The sequence below is a fragment of the Pseudomonas sp. S3_B08 genome, assembly GCF_054667725.1.
The window spans coordinates 3,177,927-3,201,862 of the sequence record NZ_CP162750.1; the positions used below are offsets into that span (position 1 = coordinate 3,177,927).

22 protein-coding genes are annotated in these 23,936 nt (G+C 61.5%); 13 read left to right on the plus strand and 9 right to left on the minus strand.

Annotation, left to right across the window (positions count from 1 at the left end):
- The first annotated feature begins 150 nt into the window (after positions 1–150).
- From AB4N73_RS14385 to AB4N73_RS14410, 6 genes are all read left to right on the plus strand, one after another.
- Complete coding sequence (locus AB4N73_RS14385; RefSeq protein ID WP_150743513.1) at positions 151–2,226, plus strand: TonB-dependent receptor plug domain-containing protein; 2,076 nt, start codon at positions 151–153, stop codon at positions 2,224–2,226.
- 1 nt (position 2,227) lies between these two features.
- Positions 2,228–3,160 (plus strand): hypothetical protein, encoded by a 933-nt coding sequence (locus AB4N73_RS14390; protein WP_056788143.1) that lies wholly within the window; start codon positions 2,228–2,230, stop codon positions 3,158–3,160.
- On the plus strand, positions 3,157–5,061 hold the full coding sequence (locus tag AB4N73_RS14395; protein ID WP_252886658.1) for an ATP-binding protein: 1,905 nt from the start codon (positions 3,157–3,159) through the stop codon (positions 5,059–5,061). The genes AB4N73_RS14390 and AB4N73_RS14395 overlap by 4 nt, the downstream gene beginning before the upstream one ends.
- A 247-nt stretch (positions 5,062–5,308) precedes the next feature.
- Positions 5,309–5,824, plus strand: coding sequence for a 3-hydroxyacyl-[acyl-carrier-protein] dehydratase FabA (fabA, locus tag AB4N73_RS14400; protein ID WP_024013962.1), 516 nt, complete (start codon positions 5,309–5,311; stop codon positions 5,822–5,824).
- Between the two features lie 11 nt (positions 5,825–5,835).
- Positions 5,836–7,056, plus strand: coding sequence for a beta-ketoacyl-ACP synthase I (fabB, locus tag AB4N73_RS14405; RefSeq protein ID WP_016773647.1), 1,221 nt, complete (start codon positions 5,836–5,838; stop codon positions 7,054–7,056).
- A gap of 387 nt (positions 7,057–7,443) precedes the next feature.
- On the plus strand, positions 7,444–7,632 hold the full coding sequence (locus AB4N73_RS14410) for a hypothetical protein (protein ID WP_016773646.1): 189 nt from the start codon (positions 7,444–7,446) through the stop codon (positions 7,630–7,632).
- 68 nt (positions 7,633–7,700) lie between these two features.
- Here the strand turns inward: AB4N73_RS14410 and AB4N73_RS14415 are convergent, their stop codons facing one another.
- From AB4N73_RS14415 to AB4N73_RS14445, 7 genes are all read right to left on the minus strand, one after another.
- Positions 7,701–8,243, minus strand: coding sequence for a DUF2058 domain-containing protein (locus AB4N73_RS14415; protein WP_016773645.1), 543 nt, complete (start codon positions 8,241–8,243; stop codon positions 7,701–7,703).
- A gap of 26 nt (positions 8,244–8,269) precedes the next feature.
- A complete protein-coding gene (mazG, locus tag AB4N73_RS14420; protein ID WP_024013963.1) occupies positions 8,270–9,103 on the minus strand; it encodes a nucleoside triphosphate pyrophosphohydrolase in 834 nt (277 codons plus the stop codon).
- Positions 9,104–9,236: 133 nt separating this feature from the next.
- Positions 9,237–11,480: a GTP diphosphokinase gene (gene relA / locus AB4N73_RS14425; RefSeq protein WP_041479585.1), complete on the minus strand. Its 2,244-nt coding sequence runs from the start codon at positions 11,478–11,480 to the stop codon at positions 9,237–9,239.
- A 101-nt stretch (positions 11,481–11,581) separates the two neighbouring features.
- Complete coding sequence (gene rlmD, locus AB4N73_RS14430; protein ID WP_310217766.1) at positions 11,582–12,958, minus strand: 23S rRNA (uracil(1939)-C(5))-methyltransferase RlmD; 1,377 nt, start codon at positions 12,956–12,958, stop codon at positions 11,582–11,584.
- The gene (gene cysM, locus AB4N73_RS14435; RefSeq protein ID WP_041479583.1) at positions 12,958–13,860 is read right to left on the minus strand and encodes a cysteine synthase CysM; all 903 of its coding nucleotides are present in this window, start codon (positions 13,858–13,860) and stop codon (positions 12,958–12,960) included. The genes rlmD and cysM overlap by 1 nt, the downstream gene beginning before the upstream one ends.
- A gap of 209 nt (positions 13,861–14,069) precedes the next feature.
- Complete coding sequence (locus AB4N73_RS14440; RefSeq protein WP_460142229.1) at positions 14,070–15,494, minus strand: histidine kinase sensor domain-containing protein; 1,425 nt, start codon at positions 15,492–15,494, stop codon at positions 14,070–14,072.
- Positions 15,481–16,203, minus strand: coding sequence for a response regulator transcription factor (locus AB4N73_RS14445; protein ID WP_056788132.1), 723 nt, complete (start codon positions 16,201–16,203; stop codon positions 15,481–15,483). Before AB4N73_RS14445 ends, AB4N73_RS14440 begins: the two co-directional genes overlap by 14 nt.
- Positions 16,204–16,409: 206 nt before the next feature.
- Here AB4N73_RS14445 and AB4N73_RS14450 point away from each other — a divergent pair, with 206 nt between their 5' ends.
- A complete protein-coding gene (locus AB4N73_RS14450) occupies positions 16,410–19,163 on the plus strand; it encodes a response regulator (protein WP_460143593.1) in 2,754 nt (917 codons plus the stop codon).
- Between the two features lie 81 nt (positions 19,164–19,244).
- Positions 19,245–20,234, plus strand: coding sequence for a 2-hydroxyacid dehydrogenase (locus tag AB4N73_RS14455; RefSeq protein ID WP_150637580.1), 990 nt, complete (start codon positions 19,245–19,247; stop codon positions 20,232–20,234).
- A 6-nt stretch (positions 20,235–20,240) separates the two neighbouring features.
- Here AB4N73_RS14455 and AB4N73_RS14460 read toward each other — a convergent pair whose 3' ends face one another.
- Positions 20,241–20,699 (minus strand): hypothetical protein, encoded by a 459-nt coding sequence (locus AB4N73_RS14460; RefSeq protein ID WP_150743508.1) that lies wholly within the window; start codon positions 20,697–20,699, stop codon positions 20,241–20,243.
- A 134-nt stretch (positions 20,700–20,833) separates the two neighbouring features.
- Between AB4N73_RS14460 and AB4N73_RS14465 the strand changes: the two genes are divergently transcribed.
- Positions 20,834–21,268 carry a hypothetical protein gene (locus AB4N73_RS14465; RefSeq protein ID WP_095181583.1) on the plus strand — a complete coding sequence of 145 codons (435 nt, stop codon included), beginning with the start codon at positions 20,834–20,836 and terminating at the stop codon, positions 21,266–21,268.
- Positions 21,268–21,672: an META domain-containing protein gene (locus tag AB4N73_RS14470; RefSeq protein ID WP_073472192.1), complete on the plus strand. Its 405-nt coding sequence runs from the start codon at positions 21,268–21,270 to the stop codon at positions 21,670–21,672. Before AB4N73_RS14465 ends, AB4N73_RS14470 begins: the two co-directional genes overlap by 1 nt.
- A gap of 238 nt (positions 21,673–21,910) precedes the next feature.
- Here AB4N73_RS14470 and AB4N73_RS14475 read toward each other — a convergent pair whose 3' ends face one another.
- Entirely contained in the window at positions 21,911–22,378 is a 468-nt protein-coding gene (locus AB4N73_RS14475) for a TlpA disulfide reductase family protein (RefSeq protein WP_460142231.1), read from the minus strand.
- A 113-nt stretch (positions 22,379–22,491) separates the two neighbouring features.
- On the opposite strand from AB4N73_RS14475, the gene arsC reads away from it, so the two are divergent.
- Genes arsC through AB4N73_RS14490 form a run of 3 tightly spaced genes read left to right on the plus strand, consistent with a single transcriptional unit; the run spans position 22,492 to position 23,863 of the window.
- Positions 22,492–22,845 (plus strand): arsenate reductase (glutaredoxin), encoded by a 354-nt coding sequence (gene arsC, locus AB4N73_RS14480; RefSeq protein ID WP_460094892.1) that lies wholly within the window; start codon positions 22,492–22,494, stop codon positions 22,843–22,845.
- Positions 22,842–23,438 carry an NAD(P)H:quinone oxidoreductase gene (gene wrbA / locus AB4N73_RS14485; RefSeq protein ID WP_016773634.1) on the plus strand — a complete coding sequence of 199 codons (597 nt, stop codon included), beginning with the start codon at positions 22,842–22,844 and terminating at the stop codon, positions 23,436–23,438. Before arsC ends, wrbA begins: the two co-directional genes overlap by 4 nt.
- Complete coding sequence (locus AB4N73_RS14490; RefSeq protein ID WP_056788119.1) at positions 23,438–23,863, plus strand: DUF2069 domain-containing protein; 426 nt, start codon at positions 23,438–23,440, stop codon at positions 23,861–23,863. The genes wrbA and AB4N73_RS14490 overlap by 1 nt, the downstream gene beginning before the upstream one ends.
- The last annotated feature ends 73 nt before the right edge of the window (positions 23,864–23,936 follow it).

Here is a 23,936-nt window from a genome sequence, read left to right on the forward strand (position 1 = left end):
GAAGAAGACCAATAAAACCTAGGAAAATGCCTGCAACGTCACTGGAAAAGTCGCAGCCCTCGGTTAACATGCGCGCCAATTCTTCTCTCTGCAGGCTGTGTCGTGTTTTCTGGCCCTCCTTCCCCGCGCTCGCCCCTGTTACTCGCGCTGATGTTCAGCCCGCTGGTGCTGGCGGACGATCTGTTCGTCGACAGCCAGACGCTGCCGCCGGTGCTTACGGCCACGCGCCTGAAGCAGACCCCGGCCGAAGTACCGGGGAGCATGACCGTTCTCGACAGCGAATTGATCAGCGCCAGCGGCGCCCGCGACATCAGCGAATTGCTGCGACTGGTACCGGGGATGATGGTTGGCAGCATCAACGGCAATCAGCCGGCGGTGAATTACCACGGCACCAACGCCAGCGAAGCACGGCGCATGCAGGTGTTGATCGATGGCCGTTCGGTGTATCGCGCCGGGCTGGCGACGGTGGACTGGAGCGATATTCCGGTCGCGATGGAAGATATCGAGCGGATCGAGGTGTTTCGCGGTCCGAACACTGTCAGCTACGGCGCCAACGCATTGATGGCGGTGATCAACATCATCACTCGCCACCCGGCCGACAGCCACGGCACGCGCCTGAAGATCACCCGTGGCCAGCGTGGCATCAACGACTTTTATGCCAGCCAGGGCACCGGTTGGGATGGCGGCGATCTGCGCTTGTCGCTGTCCGGCCAGGAAGACGACGGTTTCGACAGCGACCGCAACGGCGCCGATTATCGCGACAGTCGGCGCTTGAACCGTCTGAGCTTGGCGGTCAGCCATGATCTCAATGAAGATCAAAGCCTCGACTGGCAGCTCAACGCCAAAGACGGCAGCAATCAGCGGCCTTATACCTACCGCCCGGTGTTCTCTGGGATTACCGACGCCGGGAACAATTCCGACGTGGTGGCCAAGGATTACGCCGGTTCGGTGCGCTGGAACCTCGACATCAATCCCGAACACAGCCTCTATGTGCAAGGTTCGGCGCAGCACTGGGATCGCCAGCAGGTCTGGCGCGCCTGCGATGCCGAAGTGTCGTTCAGCCCTGAACTGACGCAGCTGTGGCAGCTCAACCCGAATTACACCGAACGGCTGGCGCGCAACATCACCCGGTTCACCGGCCCCGGCGCTGCGCCCGGCACGCCGCAGGAAATGGCGCTGGCCAATCAAGTGCTTGAGCAATGGCGCAACGGCGCCAGCCAGACCTTGTGCGGCGATATCGACCAGAGCGCCCGCGAGTCGCGTTACGACCTCGAACTGCAGGACACCCTCAGCCTGGCAGACAGCCTGCGTCTGGTCAGCGGCCTGAATTACCGCTACGACCGCGCCGACTCCGAAACCTACTTCAACGGCACCCTCGACGACACCACCTGGCGCGCCTTCGGCCAACTGGAATGGCGCGCTACCGAGCACTGGCTGGTGCAGGGCGGTGCGATGTTCGAAGACACGCAACTGATCGGCAGTTCGCTGACCCCGCGCTTCGCGGTCAACTACCTGATCAACCCGCGTCACGGCCTGCGCGCGGTGTACTCGGAGGCGATCCGTTCGCCGGACATGTTCGAAAACAACGTCAACTGGAGCTATCAGGTCAGCAACCTGCGACCCTCGGCCTATGGCCAGTCGTCGGCGCGTTATTTCGTCAAGACCCGCGGCCCCGGCGATCTCGATCAGGAACACATGCGCTCGCGGGAATTGGGCTACAACGGCTACTTCGCCGAGCTCGGACTGGCCGTCGACGTGAAGCTGTTCTACGACGAAATCACTGGGATGATCAGTGAGCCGCTGCGCAACAATCAGTACATCGCCAGCAATGCCAACAGCTCGCGCTTTCGCGGCACCGAAACGCAACTCGACTGGCGCCTCAATAGCGCCGACCGTTTGCGTTTGACCTACGCCTTCGTCGACGCCGAGGCGAGCAATCCGCTGGATCAGCAGTTGACCTCGCGCAACAGCGGTTCCGCCGGTTGGCTGCGCAACTGGGGGCATGGCTGGAACAGCGCCCTCTTCTATTACGGTGACAACGCGCTCAACGGCTATCGCTTCGAACGCGTCGACACGCGCATCGCCAAACGCATCGCCATTGGCAAAGCTCAGCTGCAATTGGCCGGCGTGCTGCAACAGCGCCTCGATCATCAGCCGAATACCTTCGTCGACAATAATTACGATGAACGCCGGGTAATGTATTTCAGTGCCGAGCTGGAGTTCTAGGATGCGCAACGGCCCGTCACGGAAGACGCCAACCCTTGGCCACTGGCTGGCGGGGCTCTGCCTGTTCTTGACCGCGTGGCTGCACGGGGTCGCGGTGCAAGCGGCGGATATTTTGTTGACCGGCGCCGAGGAAAGCCCCGGCGTGCAGGCTTTCGTACAAGCACTGAGTGAACTGCGCCCGACCGACAATGTGCGGTTCCAGCCGCTGGCCAGTTTGCCGGCACCGGGCAAATTACCGGCCAGTCTGCGCTTGATTCTGCTCGACCTGCCCAGCCTCGACTGGCGTCTGCAAGACTCACAAGGCCCATCGACGCTGGTGTTGCGCATCAGCCGCTTGCAGGCGCGCCAGCGTTTCGCCGATGCCCAACCGGCGCGCCTGAGTCTGCTCTGGAGCGACCCGCCGCTGAGCCGGCAATTGCAACTGATCCGGCGAATCTTGCCGCAGGCCCGGCGGGTCGGCGTGCTGTTCGATGAACACGGCGAGTTCCTGCTCGACGAGTTGCGCGTGGCTGCGCGGCCATTGAACCTGGAGATTGTCAGTCAGCGCTGGGACAACATTCACGACAGCCGTCCGCTGCAAGCGGTGTTGAAAAGCAGCGACGTCTTGCTCGGCCTCGACGATCCCGACCTGTACAACTCGCAGACGGCGAAAAACCTCCTGCTCAGCAGCTACTCGCGTCAGGTTGCGCTGATCGGCCCCAACATTGCATTCGTTCGCGCTGGCAGCCTCGCCAGTACCTACAGCGACCAGAGCGACTGGCTGGCGATTCTCGACCATCTGCTTGATCAGCCCACCAGCGCATGGCCGCGAACGCTTTACCCCGCTCGTTTCAAAGTCTCAAGTAATGCGCAGGTGGCTCGTTCCTTAGGCATCGAACCGTTGAATGAAGCATCTGTCGCCAGTGCCTTGGCCGAAGGAGAGCGCCGCCCATGAATTTCCGCCGCCGTTGGGACATCAACACCCGCACGCAGCTGATCAGCCTCGGCCCGGCGCTGCTGCTGACGTTGCTGTTGATCAGTTTCTTTACCTTCGTGCGCATTCAGGATTTGCGTCAGGAGCTGAACCACACTGGCCAGTTGATTGCCAACCAACTGGCGCCTGCCACGGAATACGGGGTGATCTCCGGCAACAACGAAGTGCTGGAAAGCCTGCTCAAGGCGACACTCGCCACGCCCAACGTGCGCTTTCTCGAAGTGCAGGACAGCGCCAATCGGATCCTGGTGTACGTCGAACAACCGGCCGATAGCCACAGCCGCCCGCACCAGGTCGAAGTGTTCCAGGCACCAGTGCGTTTGCAACGAATCGCCTTGCACAACGATTTCTTCCAGGACGGCAAAGTCAGCAACAGCGCCGCCGGCGAGGATTATCTCGGGCGAGTGATCGTCGGGCTGTCCAATGACGCTTTCAGTCAGCGCCAGCAGGAGATCCTGTTCAAAGCCGGGGTTCTCGCGCTGTTCGCTCTGCTCTTCACCTTCGTCGTCGCCCGTCGTCTGGCCGGCAGTCTGTCGCAGCCGATCCGCGACATAGGCGATGCGGTCAAGGCGATTCAGGAAGGCGACTACAAAACCCCGCTGCCGATTGTCGACGACACCGAACTGGGCGCACTGTCGCAGCACATCAACAACCTTGCTCAGGCGCTGGAGCAGGCCAGTCGCGAACAGCAGCAAGCGATGGCGCAACTGATCCAGACCCGCGAAGAAGCGGAGAAGGCCAACAACGCCAAATCCGACTTTCTGGCGATGATGAGCCATGAACTGCGCACGCCCATGAACGGCGTGCTGGGCATGTTGCAGTTGCTTGAAACCACCGAGATGACCGAGGAGCAGGTCGAATACGCCGCGCTTGCTTCGGAGTCGACCGAGCACTTGCTCAAGGTCATCAATGACATTCTCGACTTCTCGCGAATCGAGCGTTCGGAGCTGGAGCTGGAGCACATCCCGTTCAATCTCGCCGAGCTGATCGGCGCCTGCGCGCAATCGTTCCAGCACAGCGCGGTGCAGCGAGGCCTGGCACTGAATCTGCGCATTCCCGACGACATGCGCGGCTTGCAGGTGCAGGGCGATCCGACGCGGATCCGGCAGATTCTGGTCAACCTGGTTGGCAATGCCTTGAAGTTCACCGAGCAGGGCCGGGTCAGCATCGAGGCGCAATGGCAGTCGCTGGACCATGAACTGCTGTGGTTCACCTGCTCGGTGCGTGACAGCGGCATCGGCATTTCTTCGGAAAGTCTGGAGCTGATGTTCAATGCCTTCCAGCAGGCCGACAGTTCGATCTCCCGTCGTTACGGTGGCACCGGTCTTGGTCTGCCGATCGCACGGACTCTGGCCGAACGCATGGGCGGTACGTTGCGCGCGCAGAGTGAGGAAGGACGCGGTTCGGTATTCACTCTGGAAATTCCATTGGCGCTATATAAGCAGGCAATGCCAGCGCTGGCCGCGCCGCGAGCGCCGAACGGTAGTGGTCAGGGTGAAGGACGCCATGTGTTGCTGGTCGAAGACAACCCGGTCAACCAGACCGTGATCGAAGCGATGCTGCGCAGTCTGGGTTTTGCCGTCAGTGTGGCGACCGATGGCGCGCAGGCGGTGCGCAGTGCCGAGGGCAGCGAGTTCGAAGTGATTTTGATGGACTGCCGGCTGCCGATCATCGACGGCTACGAGGCCACACGGCAGATCCGCGACCTGCCCGGACGCCGCGATGTGCCGATCATCGCGCTGACCGCCAACGCCTTGCAGGGCGATCGCGAAACCTGTCTGGCAGCGGGGATGAACGATTACCTGGCCAAGCCGTTCAAACGCAATGACCTGCAGCAGATTTTGCAGCGCTGGGTGTCGTAGTGTGGGCCTTTCGACCATCTGCGACTGGCGTGAAAAGCGAAAGTGCGGCAGTCTTAGGCACCCGAACGAGCCCCAAAAGGGGCTTGATTAAAAATTTCAGTGCACAAGTGTACATTCATGTCCTTGGTGCTGTGACTTTCACCACAACGCAATAGTCTATGAGTAGGCTGCCGGTTCGAGGCATGAATGCCTTGAACGGTCGGGAAGATCTGCCCCACCTGCCGCATGGGATTATTGAGGAGCTCGCATGACCAAACAAAACGCCTTTACTCGGGAAGACCTGCTGCGCTGCAGTCGCGGTGAGCTGTTCGGCCCAGGTAACGCGCAACTGCCCGCCCCGAACATGCTGATGGTGGATCGCATCACCCATATCAGCGAAGAAGGCGGCAAGTACGGCAAAGGTGAATTGGTCGCCGAGCTGGATATCAACCCTGACCTGTGGTTCTTCGCCTGCCATTTCGAAGGCGATCCGGTAATGCCGGGCTGCCTAGGTCTGGATGCCATGTGGCAACTGGTCGGCTTCTTCCTGGGGTGGCAAGGCCTGCCGGGCCGCGGCCGTGCGCTGGGTTCGGGCGAGGTGAAATTCTTCGGTCAGGTGCTGCCGACCGCCAAGAAAGTCACTTACAACATTCATATCAAACGCGTCCTCAAGGGCAAGCTGAACATGGCCATCGCCGATGGTTCGGTCAGTGTCGACGGACGCGAAATCTACACCGCCGAAGGCCTGCGCGTCGGCGTGTTCACCTCCACTGACAACTTCTAAGGGTTATTCGCATGCGCCGCGTCGTTATCACTGGTCTGGGCATCGTTTCGTGCCTGGGCAATGACAAAGAGACCGTCTCCGCTAACCTGCGTGCAAGCCGCCCTGGCATCCGGTTCAACCCGGAATATGCTGAAATGGGTCTGCGTAGCCAGGTTTCCGGCTCCATCGACCTCAACCTTGAAGAGCTGATCGATCGCAAGATCTATCGCTTCGTCGGTCATGCAGCGGCTTACGCCTATCTGGCCATGAAAGACGCCATCACTGACTCCGGCCTGACCGAAGAGCAGGTGTCCAACCCGCGCACCGGCCTGATCGCTGGTTCCGGTGGTGCTTCCACGCTGAACCAGATGGAAGCGCTGGACATCCTCCGCGAGAAAGGCGTGAAGCGCGTTGGCCCATACCGTGTAACGCGGACCATGAGCAGCACCGTTTCCGCTTGCCTGGCCACGCCATTCAAGATCAAGGGCCTGAACTACTCCATCGCTTCTGCCTGCGCCACCAGTGCTCACTGCATCGGTACCGCCATGGAACAGATCCAGATGGGCAAGCAGGACATCGTCTTCGCCGGTGGCGGTGAAGAAGAGCACTGGAGCCAGTCGTTCCTGTTCGACGCGATGGGCGCCCTGTCCAGCAAGCGTAACGACACCCCGGAACAAGCTTCCCGCGCCTACGACAAGGACCGCGACGGTTTCGTCATCGCTGGCGGCGGCGGCATGGTTGTCGTCGAAGAGCTGGAACACGCTCTGGCCCGTGGCGCGAAGATCTACGCCGAGATCGTTGGCTACGGCGCAACGTCCGACGGCTACGACATGGTTGCCCCAAGCGGCGAAGGCGCGATCCGCTGCATGCAGCAGGCGCTGTCCACCGTCGACACCCCGATCGACTACCTGAACACCCACGGCACTTCGACTCCGGTCGGCGACGTCGCGGAAATGAAAGGTGTGCGTGAAGTGTTCGGCGACAAGGCTCCAGCGATCAGCTCGACCAAGAGCCTGTCCGGTCACTCCCTGGGCGCCGCCGGCGTGCACGAAGCGATCTACTGCATGCTGATGATGGAAGGCAACTTCATTGCCGGCTCCGCCAACATCGACGAGCTCGACCCGGAAGTGGCCGATCTGCCGGTGCTGACCAAGACCCGCGAGAACGCCACCATCAACACCGTGATGAGCAACAGCTTCGGCTTTGGCGGCACCAACGCCACGCTGGTGCTGAAGCGCTGGGAAGGCAAGTAATTCCCCGCTGCTGAGCCACACCTGAAAACGCCCCGACTGGTTCGGGGCGTTTTTTTTGCCTGAAAATTAGCTAGGACACCGCTGATCTCTGTGGGAGCTGGCTTGCCAGCGATAGCGGAGTGTCAGGCAACGGAGATGTTTGCTGTGCCGACGTCATCGCTGGCAAGCCAGCTCCCACAGGGTTTCAGGGTGTTCTGGAGATGAAACTTCTGTCATGAAACTTACTACCCTGCGACCGAATGTCGCGGTTTACGCGGCCTGCAGCTTTGTTGCGAAATTCGCAACAACACCTTGCGCCAATTGGCGGTTTACTTAGCTGGCTACCAAATCCTATAACAGAGTCCTGCACATGCCTTGGTGCAGTAACTTGAGATCTGGAGCTAGCAGATGACTGTAAAAGTAACTGAACGCGACGATTCACACATGTCCCACGAAGGCCTGGCCGCCGGCATCCGTATCTGGGATGTGCATCAACAAGACTTGCTGGTCGGCATGTTCCACAACGAGATCGATGCGCATAACTACAAGGCCGAGTTGGAAGTGCAGGAACAGCAAAGAGAACTGAAGTCCGCCTGAAACAACACAGCATTTGAAAACGACAAACCCCGCCATGAGCGGGGTTCGTCGTTGTTACAGCCGTGGATTTACCACATCAGATCGTCAGGGATCTGGTACGCCGCGTACGGATCGTCCTCAGCGTTGACCTCTTCGGTCTGCACGTTGAGCTGGACAATGCGCTGCGGGTCGCGCTCCTGGATCTTCAGCGCCGCTTCACGGGGAATCACTTCATAGCCGCCATTGTGGTGCACGATCGCCAGCGAACCGCTGCTGAGCTTGTTGCGCATAAGCGTGTTGACCGAGATGCGCTTGACCTTCTTGTCGTCGACGAAGTTGTAGTAGTCCTCGGTGGTCAGCTTGGGCAGACGCGAGACTTCGATCAACTGCTTGACCTGCGCAGCGCGGGCCTTGGCCTCGGCCTTCTCCTGCTGCTGACGGTTAAGCTCCTGGTCGCGCTTGACCTTCTCGGCCATGGCTTCCTGGGCGGCGCGCTGCTGCGAATCGTCCAGCTCGGCCTGGCCTTTGTGAGCCAGGCGCTGTTGCTTCTGCTTGTCTTTGCTGACCTGCTTGGCCTGCTTTTGGTTGACCAGGCCTGCTTTGAGCAACTGGTCGCGAAGGGAAAGGCTCATCAATGCTTACTCACTTGGGCAACGGCTCAGCCGCAGCTGGGCTCATTCTTTTCCTGGCGTTTGGCTTCGCCCCACAGGGCGTCCAACTCTTCGAGGGTGCAATCTTCCATGGGACGGTGGGTGTCGCGCAATGCCTGTTCGATAAAACGGAAACGTCTTTCAAACTTGCCGTTGGCGCCGCGCAAGGCGGTTTCCGGATCGACCTTCAGATGCCGGGCCAGATTGACCACGGAAAACAGCAGATCGCCGATCTCGTCGGCCACCGCCACCGGATCGTTTTCGGACATGGCTTCGAGCACTTCATCGAGCTCTTCGCGAACCTTGTCGAGCACCGGCAAAGCGTCCGGCCAGTCAAAACCGACCTGCCCGGCGCGCTTCTGCAACTTGGCTGAGCGCGACAGTGCCGGCAAGGTGGCCGGCACGTCGTCGAGCAAGGACAACTGCTCGGGCGCGGAGGCTTTCTCGGCACGCTCTTCGGCCTTGATCTCTTCCCAGCGCTGCTTGACCTGCTCTTCGCTCAAGCGCGGCACGTCGAGCGGCGCGTACAGGTCGCCCGTCGGGAACACATGCGGATGACGGCGGATCAGTTTACGCGTGATGCTGTCGATCACCCCGGCAAATTCGAACCGCCCTTCTTCCTTGGCCAACTGGCTGTAATACACCACCTGAAACAACAGATCGCCCAGCTCGCCTTGCAAATGGTCGAGATCGCCACGCTCGATGGCATCGGCCACTTCATAGGCTTCTTCGAGGGTGTGCGGGACGATGGTCGCGTAGGTTTGCTTGATGTCCCACGGACAACCGAACTGCGGATCGCGCAGACGGGACATCAGGTGGAGCAGGTCTTCAAGGCTGTACATCATTTTTCTGTCTCACCACAAAACCATTGTGGGAGCGAGCCTGCTCGCGAAAGCGCTGTGTCTGCAACAAAGATGTCGACTGACACGCCCTCTTCGCGAGCAGGCTCGCTCCCACAGGGAACAATCAATTGCATCACGGGGTACGGTTACGCCGCGTTTCGATGATGTTCGGCAATTGCGAAATCCGCCCCAGCAGCCGCCCGAGTGCATCCAGACCTGGGATCTCGATGGTCAGCGACATCAGCGCGGTGTTGTCTTCCTTGTTCGAGCGGGTGTTGACCGCCAGCACGTTGATGCGCTCGTTGAGCAGCACCTGCGAGACGTCACGCAGCAGCCCGGAACGGTCGTAGGCGCGAATGATGATGTCCACCGGATAGGTGAGCACCGGCACCGGGCCCCAGCTGACCTGGATGATCCGCTCCGGCTCGCGCCCGCCCAGTTGCAGCACCGAGGCGCAGTCCTGGCGGTGAATGCTCACGCCCCGGCCCTGGGTGATGTAACCGACAATCGCATCGCCCGGCAGTGGCTGGCAGCAACCGGCCATTTGCGTCATCAGGTTGCCGACGCCCTGGATCTGGATATCGCCGCGCTTGCCCGGCTTGTAACCGGTCGCCTTGCGCGGGATCAGCTCCAGTTGCTCGTTGCCGCGCTCCGGTTCGACCAATTGCTGCGCAAGGTTGACCAGATGCGCCTGACGCAGGTCGCCGGCACCGAGGGCGGCGAACATGTCTTCGGCGGTTTTCATGTTGGCCTTTTCGGCCAGCTTGTCGAAATCCACCGCCGGCAGGCCGAGGCGATTGAGTTCGCGCTCGATCAGGGTTTTACCGGCCGCAACGTTCTGATCGCGAGCCTGCAGCTTGAACCAGTGAACGATCTTCGCCCGCGCGCGCGAGGTGGTGACGTAACCGAGGTTCGGGTTCAGCCAGTCGCGGCTCGGCGTGCCGTGCTTGCTGGTGATGATCTCGACCTGCTCGCCGGTCTGCAGGCTGTAGTTCAACGGCACGATACGCCCGTTGATCTTCGCGCCCCGGCAGTTGTGGCCGATTTCGGTGTGCACCCGATAGGCGAAATCCAGCGGCGTCGCGCCTTTCGGCAAGTCGATGGCGTGTCCGTCGGGAGTGAAGATGTAAACGCGATCAGGCTCGATGTCGACGCGCAACTGTTCGGCCAGACCGCCGATATCACCCAGCTCTTCATGCCATTCGAGCACCTGACGCAGCCAGGAAATTTTCTCTTCGTAATGGTTCGAGCCGGATTTGACGTCGGTGCCCTTGTAGCGCCAGTGCGCGCAGACGCCAAGTTCGGCTTCTTCGTGCATGGAGTGGGTGCGGATCTGTACCTCGAGGACCTTGCCCTCCGGGCCGATCACCGCCGTGTGCAGCGAGCGGTAGCCGTTCTCTTTCGGGTTGGCGATGTAGTCGTCGAATTCTTTCGGGATGTGGCGCCACAGGGTGTGGACGATACCGAGCGCGGTGTAGCAGTCGCGCATTTCCGGCACCAGCACGCGCACGGCGCGAACGTCATAGATCTGGCTGAATTCCAGACCCTTGCGCTGCATTTTGCGCCAGATCGAGTAGATGTGTTTCGCCCGGCCGCTGATGTCGGCATCGACACCGGTGGCCTGCAGTTCGTCCTTGAGCTGGGTCATCACGTCGCTGATGAAGCGCTCGCGGTCCAGCCGCCGCTCGTGGAGCAACTTGGCGATCTGCTTGTATTGATCGGGTTCCAGATAACGGAAGGACAAGTCCTCCAGTTCCCATTTGATGTGACCGATGCCGAGGCGATGGGCCAGCGGCGCATAGATGTCGAAGACTTCGCGAGCGACGCGGTTGCGCTTTTCATCGTCGGCGGTTTTCACCGCACGGATGGCGCAGGTGCGTTCGGCCAGTTTGATCAGCGCAACGCGCACGTCATCGACCATCGCCACGAGCATCTTGCGCAGGTTCTCGACCTGCCCTTGGGTGCCCATGACCATCGATTGCCGTGGGCTGAGACTGGCGCTGATGGCCGCCATGCGCTGCACGCCGTCGATCAGCTTGGCCACCACCGGACCGAAGCGCTGGCCGATGGCCGCCAGCTCGATCTGGCCTTCGCGCACGCCGCGATACAAAACGGCGGCGACCAGCGAATCCTGGTCGAGCTTGAGGTCGGCGAGGATCTCGGCGATCTCAAGGCCAGTGCTGAAACTGCCGGAGCCTTCGGCCCACAGATTCTTCTTCGCATTGGACTGCTGTTCGGCCTCGCGAGCGAACTCGCAGGCTTCTTTCAAGGCCTCGCGATCCAGTGCCAGATCGACACTGACCGCGTGATCGAGCCAGGCCTCGAGATTGATACTGCCGTCGGTGTTGATCGGCTGGTGTGCTCTCACCTGTACCATGCTGCTTTACCTTCCCTACGACGCAGATTCAATGCGTCAAATCGCTGATCCTCAGTGTCCGTTCGCGCTCGCGGGGCTCAGGCGAGCGCTGCGCGGACAGATCAGACGGATTCAGACGAGCCGTCCTGGCTCGCTTCAAATAACGCCATGGCCTCGACATGTGCCGTCTGAGGAAACATATCGAGAATCCCGGCACGTTTTAACCGGTAGCCCTGCTTGATCAATTCCTGCGTGTCGCGCGCCAGCGTGGCCGGATTGCACGACACATATACCAACCGTTTGGCACCCAGGGTCGCGAGCTTGCGCACCACCTCGAAAGCACCGTCACGCGGTGGGTCCAAGAGTACCGCAGAAAAGCCATTTCCGATCCATTGGGCATCGCTCAAAGGCTGGGATAAATCGGCTTGAAAAAACTTTGTGTTATGCAAATTGTTACTGATGGCATTCGCAGCGGCACGCTCGACCATGGTCTGCACACCCTCCACCGCCACCACTTCACGGACGCTTTTGGCCAGCGGTAGCGCAAAATTTCCCAGACCGCAAAACAGGTCGAGCACGCGTTCTTCAGCCGTCGGTTTAAGCCAGTCCAGCGCCTGAGCGATCATCGCTTCGTTGACCCCGGCGTTGACCTGAACGAAGTCGCCCGGCCGATAAGCCAGCTCGAGATCCCACTGTTCCAGGCGATAGCCGAGGCTCTGACCGGCTTCGACCGGTTGCGGTTCACCTTCGCCATGCAGCCACAACTGCGCTTCATGGAACTGGCAGAAATCCTTGAGAATGGTCAGATCCGCTTCGGACAACGGCGCCATGTGCCGCAGCAATAGCGCCAGAGATGAGCCGCTGAACAACTCGACATGGCCCAGCGCCTGCGGTTTGCTCAAGCGCCGCAGCATCTCTGGCAAGCGGGTCATGATCGGTTGCAAGGGCTGTACCAGCACCGGGCATTCGCTGATCGCGACGATGTCCTGACTGCCGGCAGCGCGGAAACCCACTTCGAGTTTTTTTGCCTTCATGTCCCAGCGCACGGCGATGCGCGCGCGCCGACGGTAACCGAATTCCGGGCCGCTCAGCGGCGCCGCCCACTCTTCAGGTTCGACACCGGCCACCCGCGACAATTGCTCGGCGAGCATGCGCTGTTTCAGGGCGAGCTGTTCGTCGTGGGGCAAGTGCTGAACGCTGCAACCGCCACAGCGGCCGAAGTGTGGGCATGCTGCCGGGCGCCGCACTTCGCTGGCCGTGAACACGCGCTCGGTACGCGCCTCGACCACTTTGCCGTGGGCGCCGAGCACCCGTGCTTCGACCTCTTCACCGGCAAGGGCGCCGAGGACGAACCAGGTTTTGCCTTCGAAAAACGCGATACCGCGACCGTCATTGGCCAGGCGCTCGATACTCAAGCGCTGCTTTTTACCGGTCGGGATCTGTGGCGCCTTGCTCCCGCCGGTGGGCTGGAAGCGCAGGCCTCGTTCGTGCTTGGCCATCAGTTCGGCGCGTCGAAAATGCCGGTCGACAGATAACGGTCGCCACGGTCGCAGATGATCGCAACGATCACCGCGTTTTCAACTTCTCTGGACAGGCGCAGCATCGCTGCCACCGCACCGCCCGAGGACACGCCGCAGAAGATGCCTTCTTCGCGGGCCAGACGCCGGGTAACGTCTTCGGCTTCGCTTTGCGCCATATCGACGATGCGATCGACGCGGTCAGCCTGGTAAATCTTCGGCAGGTATTCCTGCGGCCAGCGGCGGATGCCGGGAATGGCCGAGCCTTCCATCGGTTGCAGGCCGACGATCTGTACGCTGTCGCTCTGTTCTTTGAGGTAGCGCGACACGCCCATGATGGTCCCGGTGGTGCCCATCGAACTGACGAAATGGGTGATGCTGCCCTGGGTCTGACGCCAGATTTCCGGACCGGTGGTGGTGTAGTGCGCTTCCGGGTTGTCGCCATTGGCGAACTGGTCGAGCACCTTGCCACGGCCTTCGGCTTCCATACGCTGGGCCAGATCGCGGGCGCCTTCCATGCCCTCTTCCTGAGTCACCAGAATCAGCTCGGCACCGTAAGCGGTCATCGCCGCTTTACGCTCGGCGCTGGAGTTGTCCGGCATAATCAGGATCATCTTGTAACCCTTGATCGCAGCGGCCATCGCCAGCGCGATGCCGGTGTTGCCGGAGGTCGCCTCGATCAGCGTATCGCCGGGATTGATCTGCCCGCGCAACTCGGCGCGAGTGATCATCGACAACGCCGGGCGGTCCTTGACCGAACCCGCCGGGTTGTTCCCTTCGAGCTTGAGCAAAAGGGTGTTGCTGGTGGCGCCGGGCAGGCGCTGCAAACGCACCAGCGGCGTGTTGCCGACGCAATCGGCGATGGTTGGGTACTGCAGGGTCATGGCGTATTCGCAATCCAGACGTGCGGGGGCGCCTATCATACCGGCAAACCCGCGCAGGCCATATCACGCAAAGTGCGGTGCTTATGGTTTATGGGAATAAGCAAATAAAAGTCGCGCCAGTGGTGCGACTTTTATTTGAGTAACACTCAGTTCTTGTGGTGATGCTTGAATTCGCGAGCAGGCTCGCTCCCACAGGGGATGAATTTTGCTTATGCGATCTGCGGTGAATGCACAGCCATTGTGGGAGCGAGCCTGCTCGCGAAGGCGTCCGCATGGGCGACGCCATCATCCGCCAACAAGCGCAAATTCAACCGCAGCCCCGCCCCGGTGTTTTCCGCCCAGAGCAACCCGCCCTGGCGCTGCACCGCATTACGCGCAATGCTCAAACCCAAGCCAAAGCCACCATCCCCGGGTCTCGATCCGTCCAATCGAATGAACGGCGAAAAGATCCGCTGCAGATCTTCGTCAGCCACGCCGCCGCCCTCATCCTCAAGCCACAAATGCCAATACTCGCCATCGCGCCGTGCATCGAGCCGCACGATGCCGCCCTCGGGCGAGTGACGAATGGCGTTGCGCAGGATGTTTTCCAGCGCTTGCGCGAGGGTATTGAGGTTGCCGCGCACCCAGCACGATGCTTCGACCGAGCATTGCAATTGCAGGCTCGGCCAGCCGCTTTCATAACAGGCGTTGTCGGTGAGCATTTCCCACAGTGCCTGAATCTGGATCGCTTCATTTGGTAACGGCGAGCGGTCGGTGTCGAGCCAGGCCAGTTGCAGGGTGTCTTCGACCAGCCGCTGCATGCCGTCGACCTCGCGGCCGATGCGCTCGCGAAGCTGCGGCAGACCTTGTTCGCTTTCGCTGGCCACACGCAGACGGCTCAGCGGCGTGCGCAGTTCGTGGGACAAGTCGCGCAATAACTGCTGCTGCAAGGCGACGGTGGTTTGCAGGCGCTCGGACATGGAATCGAAGGCCCGCGCCAGTTCACCGAGTTCATCCGGGCGCTGGGTGATGCCGCTCGACAGGCGCACATTCAACTGGTCGGCGCGCCAGGCGTTGGCCTGTTCGCGCAGGTTGTTAAGCGGCACCACCAGCAGGCGATACAGGCCGACACAGAGCAACAGGGTGAACAGCCCGGGAATCACGCCGTTGGTGATCACCCGCCAGAACACCCGGTACTTGCCCGGAACAAAGCGCTCGGGCAACTCGATGACCAGAATGCCGGCGGCCGGATCCTGCGGGAACGGCACCCGCAGCCAAGGTCGGCCCTTCTTGTGGATCGGCCAGTCGAGGCCGCGCAGGAAGGTCAGGTGCTGCACCTCCGCGGCGTTCAACGGCTGATTGCTCAGCGACTGCAAATCAGCGCCGATCACCCCGACCCAACTGGCCTCGCGCAATTCCATGCTCTGCAACCAGTCATCGACGCCATTGCGCCCGCCGCGCTGCCACGCCTGTTCGGCTTGCGCGGCATAACGGCTGAGGGTGCTGCGGGCGTCACTGGAGAGGAACTGATTGCGCTCCTCCATGTAGCGGCCCCACGACCAGCTCAGCCAGATCATCAGCAGACAGAACGCCACCAGCAGGCACGCCAGTTTCCAGAACAGCGAATGCCGCCCCGGCAGTTCAGACAGTTTCATCGGCGCCGCTCAAGACATAGCCCTTGCCCCACACCGTGCGCACTTCGCGCTCGGTGTAACCGATGGCTTTGAGTTTGCGGCGGATCTGGCTGATGTGCATGTCGAGGCTGCGGTCGTGCGCCGCAAAGCCGCGTTGCAGGACATGCTGATAAAGGAAGGCTTTGCTCAGCACCTCCTCGTTGTTGCGGTGCAGGGTTTCCAGCAGACGGAATTCGCTGCGGGTCAACCCGGCCGCTTGCTCGCCGAAGAACACGTCGCAGTGTTCGTCATCGAAACGCAGGGTGCCGCTGACCACCGCAGCGGTAACCGCAGGCGGGCGCCGATCCAATGCCACCCGGCGCAGGATCGCTTCGATGCGCACATGCAGCTCGGCCATGCTGAACGGCTTGGGCAGATAGTCATCGGCACCGAGGCGGAAACCGCTGATGCGGTCGGCCTCGGCACCCAGCGCCGACATCAGCAGCACCGGCGTCGAATGGCTCTGCCGCAATTGCGTCAACAACTGCAGACCATCGAGCCCCGGCAGCAGAATATCCATCAGCACCACGTCGAAAGGCTGACGCTGGGCGATGTTCAGACCTTCCTGGCCGTTCTGGCACCAGGTCACCTGAAAACCGCTGCGGCCCAGATGCTCGTGCACATACGCGCCGAGGACCGGGTCGTCTTCAATGGAAAGGATGCGTGGCTGGCCAACGGATACAGGAGTCATGAGTATCTGCAAGTAATTCTCAGTTGGCGGATTATTCAAGATTGTCCGACAGCGGGCAACACAAGCTTGGCCTGTCGGACGAACGAGTGCGTCGGCGGCGCTGCATTTTCCGCAAGATTGCCCGCCTGCAAATCGCTACACTGCGCCCATGTCGCGTGCCGGATGCACGCATGTGTCAACAGATCAGCGGGATGCGGGAGATAGGCGTGCTCAAGAAACTGGGAATCAAAGGTCGCGTGCTGTTGCTGACCTTGTTGCCGACCAGCCTGATGGCGCTGGTGCTGGGTGGCTATTTCACCTGGACGCAGCAGACCGACCTGCACAGCCAATTGATGCAGCGCGGCGAAATGATCGCCGAGCAACTGGCGCCGCTGGTGGCGCCGGCGATGGGTCACGGCGACGCCGATCTGCTCGAACGCATCGCCACCCAGTCCCTTGAACAACCCGACGTGCGCGCGGTGACCTTCCTCGCGGCGGACCGCTCGCCACTGGCCCACGCCGGCCCGACCATGCTCAATCAGGCCCCGAGCGGCGACAGCGCGCTGTTGCAACGACGCAGCGGCAATGACGCGACGCGCTACCTGATGCCGGTGTTCGGCAAGCACCGCAACCTCGCCGGTGAAATCATTCCCGAAGAATCCGAACGCCTGCTCGGCTGGGTCGAGCTGGAGCTGTCGCACAACGGCATGTTGCTGCGCGGCTATCGCAGCCTGTTCGCCAGCCTGCTGCTGATCGCCGCCGGACTTGCCGGCGCCGCCCTCCTCGCGTTGCGCATGGGCCGCACCATCAACCGTCCGCTGAGCCAGATCAAACAAGCAGTTGCGCAGCTCAAGGACGGTCATCTGGAAACCCGCTTGCCGCCCCTCGGCAGCCAGGAGCTGGACGAACTGGCCTCGGGCATCAACCGCATGGCCGGCACCCTGCAGAATGCTCGCGAAGAATTGCAGCACAGCGTCGATCAGGCCACCGAAGACGTGCGGCAGAATCTGGAAACCATCGAGATCCAGAACATCGAACTGGACTTGGCACGCAAAGAAGCGCTGGAAGCCAGCCGGATCAAATCCGAATTCCTCGCCAACATGAGCCACGAGATCCGCACGCCGCTCAACGGCATTCTCGGTTTCACTCACCTGTTGCAGAAAAGCGAACTGACCCCGCGCCAGCTCGACTATCTGGGCACCATCGAAAAGTCTGCCGACAGCCTGTTGGGAATCATCAACGAGATTCTCGACTTCTCGAAGATCGAGGCCGGCAAACTGGTGCTCGATCACATTCCGTTCAACCTGCGCGACCTGCTGCAAGACACCCTGACCATTCTCGCCCCGGCCGCGCACGCCAAGCAGCTCGAGCTGGTCAGCCTGGTCTATCGCGATACGCCGCTGTCGCTGGTCGGCGATCCGCTGCGCCTGAAGCAGATTCTCACCAACCTGGTGAGCAATGCGATCAAGTTCACCCGCGAAGGCACCATCGTCGCCCGGGCGATGCTCGAAGACGAACACGAAGACAGCGTGCAACTGCGCATCAGCATTCAGGACACCGGCATCGGCCTGTCGAATCAGGATGTCCGCGCGCTGTTCCAGGCTTTCAGTCAGGCCGACAATTCGCTGTCGCGCCAACCCGGCGGCACCGGGCTGGGGCTGGTGATTTCCAAGCGCCTGATCGAGCAGATGGGCGGCGAGATCGGCGTCGACAGCACGCCGGGCGAAGGTTCGGAATTCTGGATCAGCCTGAGCCTGCCCAAGACTCGCGACGACGCCGAAGACCTGCCCGCCGCGCCATTACTCGGACGCCGCGTGGCGGTGCTGGAAAATCACGAACTGGCGCGTCAGGCCTTGCAACATCAGCTGGAAGACTGCGGACTGCAAGTTACGCCGTTCAATACTTTGGAGAGCCTGAGCAATGGCGTTACCGGCGCGCATCAGACCGATCAGGCGATCGATCTGGCGGTGATCGGCATCACCAGCAACGACATGCTCCCGGAACGCTTGAACCAGCACATCTGGGACCTTGAACATCTGGGCTGCAAAGTGCTGGTGCTGTGCCCGACCACCGAACAGACGCTGTTTCATCTGTCGGTGCCCAACCCGCACAGCCAGCTGCAAGCCAAACCGGCGTGTACGCGCAAGCTGCGCCGGGCGTTGTCCGATCTGGTCAATCCGCGCCAGACCCGCAGCGAACCGGGCGAGCCGCTGTCCAGCCGTGCGCCGCGCGTGCTGTGTGTCGACGACAACCCGGCCAATCTGTTGCTGGTGCAAACCCTGCTCGAAGACATGGGCGCCCGCGTACTCGCAGTGGAAAGCGGTTACGCGGCCGTCAAAGCGGTGCAAACCGAATCTTTCGATCTGGTGCTGATGGACGTGCAGATGCCGGGCATGGACGGTCGCCAGACCACCGAAACCATTCGCCAGTGGGAAAGCGAGCGGCATTGCACGCCGCTGCCGATCGTCGCCCTCACCGCCCACGCCATGGCCAACGAAAAACGCGCGCTGCTGCAAAGCGGCATGGACGACTACCTGACCAAACCGATCAGCGAGAGGCAACTGGCGCAGGTGGTGTTGAAGTGGACCGGGCTGGCCCTGCGCAATCAGGCGCCGGAGCGCAACGGCGACAGCGCGGCGAGTCAGCAGGAACTGCCGGTGCTCGATCACGAAGAAGGCTTGCGCCTGGCGGCGGGCAAAGCGGATCTGGCGGCAGACATGCTCGCCATGCTGCTGGCCTCGCTGGAAGCCGACCGCGAAGCGATTCGCGCCGCGCGTGACAGCCACGACCAGAATGCCCTGCTTGAACGCGTGCACCGCTTGCACGGCGCGACCCGTTATTGCGGCGTGCCGCAACTGCGCGCCGCCTGCCAGCGCAGCGAAACCCTGCTCAAGCAGGACGATCCGAAAGCCGCCGCCGCGCTGGATGAACTGGAGCGCTCGATCAATCGACTCGCAGCGCAGGCGCGCATCAGCGCCTGATCCACGGCAAGGCGCTGCACGCGCAAAGCGCTACAGTTGTCGCGGGCCATTGCGGCCCGCGTCGATGTTCCAGGAGGATTCATGCGCACAATCTTTTTCAGCAGTCAGACCTACGATCGCGACAGCTTTCTCGGCGCCGACTGCCCGGCCGGGCTCGAATTGCATTTTCAAGCGGCGCGACTGAGCCTCGATACGGCGGCGTTGGCCGAGCAGCACGAGGTGGTCTGCGCGTTCATCAATGACGACCTCAGCGCCCCGGTGCTCGAACGCCTCGCTGCTGGCGGTACGCGGCTGATTGCCCTGCGTTCGGCCGGTTACAACCATGTCGACCTGCCGGCGGCGAAACGCCTCGGCCTGGCCGTGGTTCGTGTGCCGGCCTACTCGCCGCATGCCGTGGCCGAACATGCGGTGGCGCTGATCCTCGCCCTCAATCGTCGCTTGCACCGTGCCTACAACCGCACCCGCGAAGGCGATTTCAGCCTGCATGGCCTGACTGGTTTCGATCTGGTCGGCAAAACTGTCGGCATCGTCGGCACTGGGCAGATTGGTGCAACGTTCGCGAAAATCATGCACGGCTTCGGCTGTGAATTGCTGGCCTACGATCCGTATCCCAATCCCGAGGTGCTGGCCTTGGGCGCACGTTATCTGAGCCTGCCGGAATTGCTCGCGCAATCACGGATCATCAGCCTGCATTGCCCGCTCAACGAACAGAGCAAGCATCTGATCAATCGCGATTCACTGGCGCACATGCAGGCGGGGGCGATGCTGATCAACACCGGGCGTGGCGGGCTGGTGGACACGCCGGCGCTGATCGACGCGCTCAAGGACGGTCAACTCGGGTATCTGGGGCTGGATGTTTACGAGGAAGAGGCGCAGCTGTTTTTCGAGGATCGCTCCGACCTGCCGTTGCAGGACGATGTGTTGGCGCGTCTGCTGACGTTTCCCAACGTGATCATCACCGCGCATCAGGCGTTTCTGACCCGCGAAGCACTGGGCGCGATTGCCGCGACCACCCTGCACAACATCGCGACCTGGGCGGCAGGTGCGCCGCAGAACCAGGTCGAGGGTTGAACCGTTTTACTTGGACAGCGAAGACGCCAGGATCAGCAAGCCCAGCCAGCCGAACCCGAGCAGGCGCTGCTTGCTCGAATGGCCGTTGCGCAGCAGGAACCAGACGAAAAACGCCGGTAGCAGAAACACCATGATTTTCAGCCAGCCCTCCACCGGGCGGCTGCCATCGGCGTTGAGCGGTTGCTGCTCCTCGCGGGCCTGTTCTGCGGCCTGCTGACGACGGCGACGCCCTGCTGCTGCCGGCATCACTTTGGGTAAAGGCTCGGACACTGGCGGCACAACCGCCTCGGGCACTGCGTTGTTGCGTGGCAGGCTGCCGAAGGAAATCGTCGCGGCTTGCACCGGTGCCGCCGTCGATTGCGTCTGCATGGCGGCATGTTCGGCCATCGGCGCGCCGCAGTGAATGCACACCAGCGCTTCGGAACTGATGCTCCGCTTGCATTCATAACATTCGATCAGCGCCATGTTCCGTTCCTTCAGATTCGGGGGCTGGCAGTTTGCCATGACTGTCGCCGCATTTGAACCGGATCGAAGGTCGCACGCGTGCATCATTCTGCAATCGAGCCCGTGCTAGCATGTCGCGCATATTTGGAGGACCCATGGTCGAACACGATTTCCGCTACACCCTGATGAACCCGCAACACACCCTCACCGAATGCCGCGCCCTCGTTCCGGGCCGCTATCAGGTGACCGGTAACGGTGGCTCGATCCGTATCGGCGATGCCCTGTTGGTCACCCTCAAAGGCAGCAAGGATTTGTCCATGCGCCTGACCGTCGACACGGTCCGCCACTTGATCAATCCGCCAGGCCAATGGACCGCAATGACCACAGGCCCGGTGTTCGGCGAACTGGCCATTCACACCTGGCAGGTCAACTGCGACAGCTGCGCGAAAGAGCTGAGTTTCGAATTCGCCGTGGATGCCAAACTCGGCAAAACCGCCGAGAAACCCGCCGCCACTGCGCGCATCGCCGAGCTCGGCTGGAAAACCGCTGGCGACAAGCACCTGTGCCCGAAATGCCAGGAGCCTGCATGATGAAACGCCTCGCCCTGACCGCACTGATCGGTGTCGGCCTGGCTGGTTGCGCCGCAGAGCCGGTACAACTGCAGCACAACCGCAGCTACATTCTGGAATGGATCGGCGAGCGGCCACTGATGGATTACAGCCATTTGACCGTGACCCTCGGCGATGACGGCCGCGCCTACGGCAACGGCGGCTGTAATCATTGGTTCGCGCCGTACACGCAGGACGGCGACAAGCTGAGCTTCGGCAAGATCGGCAAGACCCGCAAGCTCTGCGCCCCGGCGCTGATGGAGCAGGAACAACGGTTCTTGCAGGCGCTGGAAAAAGTCGAGCGCTGGGACATTTCGCCCATCGAGCAGATACGCTTCTGGCCGGCTCAAGGCAAACCGTTGCGCTGGTGGCTCGAAGAGGGTTGATCCGCCCTGAATCGCCAAGGCCCTCACCCTAACCCTCTCCCAGAGGGAGAGGGGACTGATTGGGGGATATTGAAGAGTTATGTCGAAGTGGTAATTCTTCGCCGAATCCATAATCGACTGGATTCTGTCTGACGGGACCATAATCAACTCGGTATCTCAGGTCGATGTACGACGAAAGACACCTCGGTCGGCCCCCTCTCCCCCCGGGAGAGGGCTGGGGTGAGGGGCTTCTGGCGGTTTACTTCGTAGCCTGCAACGCCTCCAGCTTCGCCATCACCCCCGCCGCCGTCTGCTCACCCAGCAACTGCTCACGCACCTTGCCCTTGTCATCAATGATGAACGTCACCGGCAGCGCCTCACTGCGCGGCAGGTCGAACAGCTCGGCCGGATCCTGCGCCAGCACGGTGAACTTGATGCCGAGTTTTTCGCTTGCCTCTTTCAGCTCCGCGCCCTGCACGTTGTCGAAATTGACCCCGAACACCCCGACATTCTTGCTTTTGAGCTGTTCAGCCAAATGATTCAGCTCGGGAATTTCCGTGCGGCATGGGCCACACCATTCGGCCCAGTAATTGAGCACCACCCACTGCTTGTCCAGACGTTCGGACGCTACCTTCTGGCCGTTCTGGTCGATGCCGTAATCATTACCGCAGCCCCCCAGCATCAACGCCCCGAGAATCGTCAATGCCGCTGCCAATCGCCGTGTCATGTCGTGTTCCTTGTGAAAATTCGAAAGCGCCTGCGACCCATCGCCTCTGACGGTTCTGGATTGCGCGCCGCACAGTTAGAATAGCCGCCACTTTACGCCAGAAGCGACCCGCCATGACCGATCTGACGCTTTATCACAATCCGCGCTGCTCGAAATCCCGCGGCGCGCTGGAACTGCTCGAAGCCCGCGGCTTGCATCCGAATGTCGTGCGCTACCTGGAAACGCCGCTCAGCGCCGCGCAGATCAAGGCCCTGCTCGGCAAGCTCGGGATCAGCGCGCGACAGCTGCTGCGCAGCGGTGAAGAGGAATACAAAACCCTGAATCTGTCGGATGCCAGTCTCAGCGAGCAGCAGCTGATCGACGCCATCGCCACGCACCCGAAACTCATGGAGCGGCCGATTCTCGAAGTCGGCGACAAGGCCGTCATCGGTCGCCCACCGGAAAACGTGCTGGAGTTGTTGCCATGAGCACGCCGTACATTCTGGTTCTCTATTACAGCCGCAACGGTTCGACCAACGAGATGGCCCGGCAAATCGCCCGTGGCGTCGAGCAGGCTGGAATGGAAGCGCGTCTGCGTACGGTGCCGGCGATTTCCACCGAGTGCGAAGCAGTGGCGGCGGAGATTCCCGCTGAAGGCGCGCTCTACGCCAGCCTCGATGATCTGAAGAACTGCGCCGGCCTCGCCTTGGGCAGTCCGACGCGTTTCGGCAACATGGCCGCGCCGCTCAAGTACTTCCTCGACGGCACCAGCAACCTCTGGCTGACTGGCGCGCTGGTCGGCAAACCGGCCGGCGTGTTTACCTCCACCGCCAGCCTGCACGGCGGTCAGGAAACCACGCTGCTGTCGATGATGTTGCCGCTGTTGCATCACGGCATGTTGATCACCGGCCTGCCCTACAGCGAATCGGCCCTGCTCGAAACCGAAGGTGGCGGCACGCCTTACGGGGCCAGCCATCATGCCGGTGCCGACGGCAAGAACGGTCTTGATCAGCATGAAGTGGCGCTGTGTCGCGCACTTGGTCTGCGCCTGGCGAAAACCGCACAGAAGCTGGTGGGCTGATGGCGAAGAAGCCGAAAGTCCTGCCCTCGATAGAGTGGCTAGAGCCACGGGTGAAGGCGATGCGCGTGCTCAGCCTGCTGAGCTTTTTCGCCCTCGCCGGTCTGCTCGCTGTTTATTACCTGCTGTTCGCCGATCTGCATGGCGCGCGGCCTTGGGTGATTCTGCTGGTCGAACTGATCCCGTGGCTGGTCCTCGCCCCGTCGATGATCATGGGCAGCGCCCGTGGCCATTCGTGGATGTGTTTTGTGGTGAACCTGTACTTCATCAAAGGCGCTCTGGCGGCGTACGACCCCAACCGGCAGCTGTTCGGCCTGCTGGAAATGGCCGCGAGCCTGGCGGTGTTCTGCTCGGCGCTGCTGTATGTGCGCTGGCGCTATCAGTTGAATCGCAAATTGGCTGGCGAAGGCGAGATCAGCGTCGCCTGACCAACCGCTTTCGCGAGCAGGCTCGCTCCCACAGGGAATGCATTCCAGAGGTGGGAGCGAGCCTGCTCGCGAA

Bases quoted from the DNA above. Each gene is read 5' to 3' on its own strand.
- AB4N73_RS14385 (WP_150743513.1), top strand. From the start codon at position 151: ATGTTCAGCCCGCTGGTGCTGGCGGACGATCTGTTCGTCGACAGCCAG.
- AB4N73_RS14390 (WP_056788143.1), top strand. From the start codon at position 2,228: ATGCGCAACGGCCCGTCACGGAAGACGCCAACCCTTGGCCACTGGCTG.
- AB4N73_RS14395 (WP_252886658.1), top strand. From the start codon at position 3,157: ATGAATTTCCGCCGCCGTTGGGACATCAACACCCGCACGCAGCTGATC.
- fabA (WP_024013962.1), top strand. From the start codon at position 5,309: ATGACCAAACAAAACGCCTTTACTCGGGAAGACCTGCTGCGCTGCAGT.
- fabB (WP_016773647.1), top strand. From the start codon at position 5,836: ATGCGCCGCGTCGTTATCACTGGTCTGGGCATCGTTTCGTGCCTGGGC.
- AB4N73_RS14410 (WP_016773646.1), top strand. From the start codon at position 7,444: ATGACTGTAAAAGTAACTGAACGCGACGATTCACACATGTCCCACGAA.
- AB4N73_RS14415 (WP_016773645.1), bottom strand. From the start codon at position 8,243: ATGAGCCTTTCCCTTCGCGACCAGTTGCTCAAAGCAGGCCTGGTCAAC.
- mazG (WP_024013963.1), bottom strand. From the start codon at position 9,103: ATGTACAGCCTTGAAGACCTGCTCCACCTGATGTCCCGTCTGCGCGAT.
- relA (WP_041479585.1), bottom strand. From the start codon at position 11,480: ATGGTACAGGTGAGAGCACACCAGCCGATCAACACCGACGGCAGTATC.
- rlmD (WP_310217766.1), bottom strand. From the start codon at position 12,958: ATGGCCAAGCACGAACGAGGCCTGCGCTTCCAGCCCACCGGCGGGAGC.
- cysM (WP_041479583.1), bottom strand. From the start codon at position 13,860: ATGACCCTGCAGTACCCAACCATCGCCGATTGCGTCGGCAACACGCCG.
- AB4N73_RS14440 (WP_460142229.1), bottom strand. From the start codon at position 15,494: ATGAAACTGTCTGAACTGCCGGGGCGGCATTCGCTGTTCTGGAAACTG.
- AB4N73_RS14445 (WP_056788132.1), bottom strand. From the start codon at position 16,203: ATGACTCCTGTATCCGTTGGCCAGCCACGCATCCTTTCCATTGAAGAC.
- AB4N73_RS14455 (WP_150637580.1), top strand. From the start codon at position 19,245: ATGCGCACAATCTTTTTCAGCAGTCAGACCTACGATCGCGACAGCTTT.
- AB4N73_RS14460 (WP_150743508.1), bottom strand. From the start codon at position 20,699: ATGGCGCTGATCGAATGTTATGAATGCAAGCGGAGCATCAGTTCCGAA.
- AB4N73_RS14465 (WP_095181583.1), top strand. From the start codon at position 20,834: ATGGTCGAACACGATTTCCGCTACACCCTGATGAACCCGCAACACACC.
- AB4N73_RS14470 (WP_073472192.1), top strand. From the start codon at position 21,268: ATGAAACGCCTCGCCCTGACCGCACTGATCGGTGTCGGCCTGGCTGGT.
- AB4N73_RS14475 (WP_460142231.1), bottom strand. From the start codon at position 22,378: ATGACACGGCGATTGGCAGCGGCATTGACGATTCTCGGGGCGTTGATG.
- arsC (WP_460094892.1), top strand. From the start codon at position 22,492: ATGACCGATCTGACGCTTTATCACAATCCGCGCTGCTCGAAATCCCGC.
- wrbA (WP_016773634.1), top strand. From the start codon at position 22,842: ATGAGCACGCCGTACATTCTGGTTCTCTATTACAGCCGCAACGGTTCG.
- AB4N73_RS14490 (WP_056788119.1), top strand. From the start codon at position 23,438: ATGGCGAAGAAGCCGAAAGTCCTGCCCTCGATAGAGTGGCTAGAGCCA.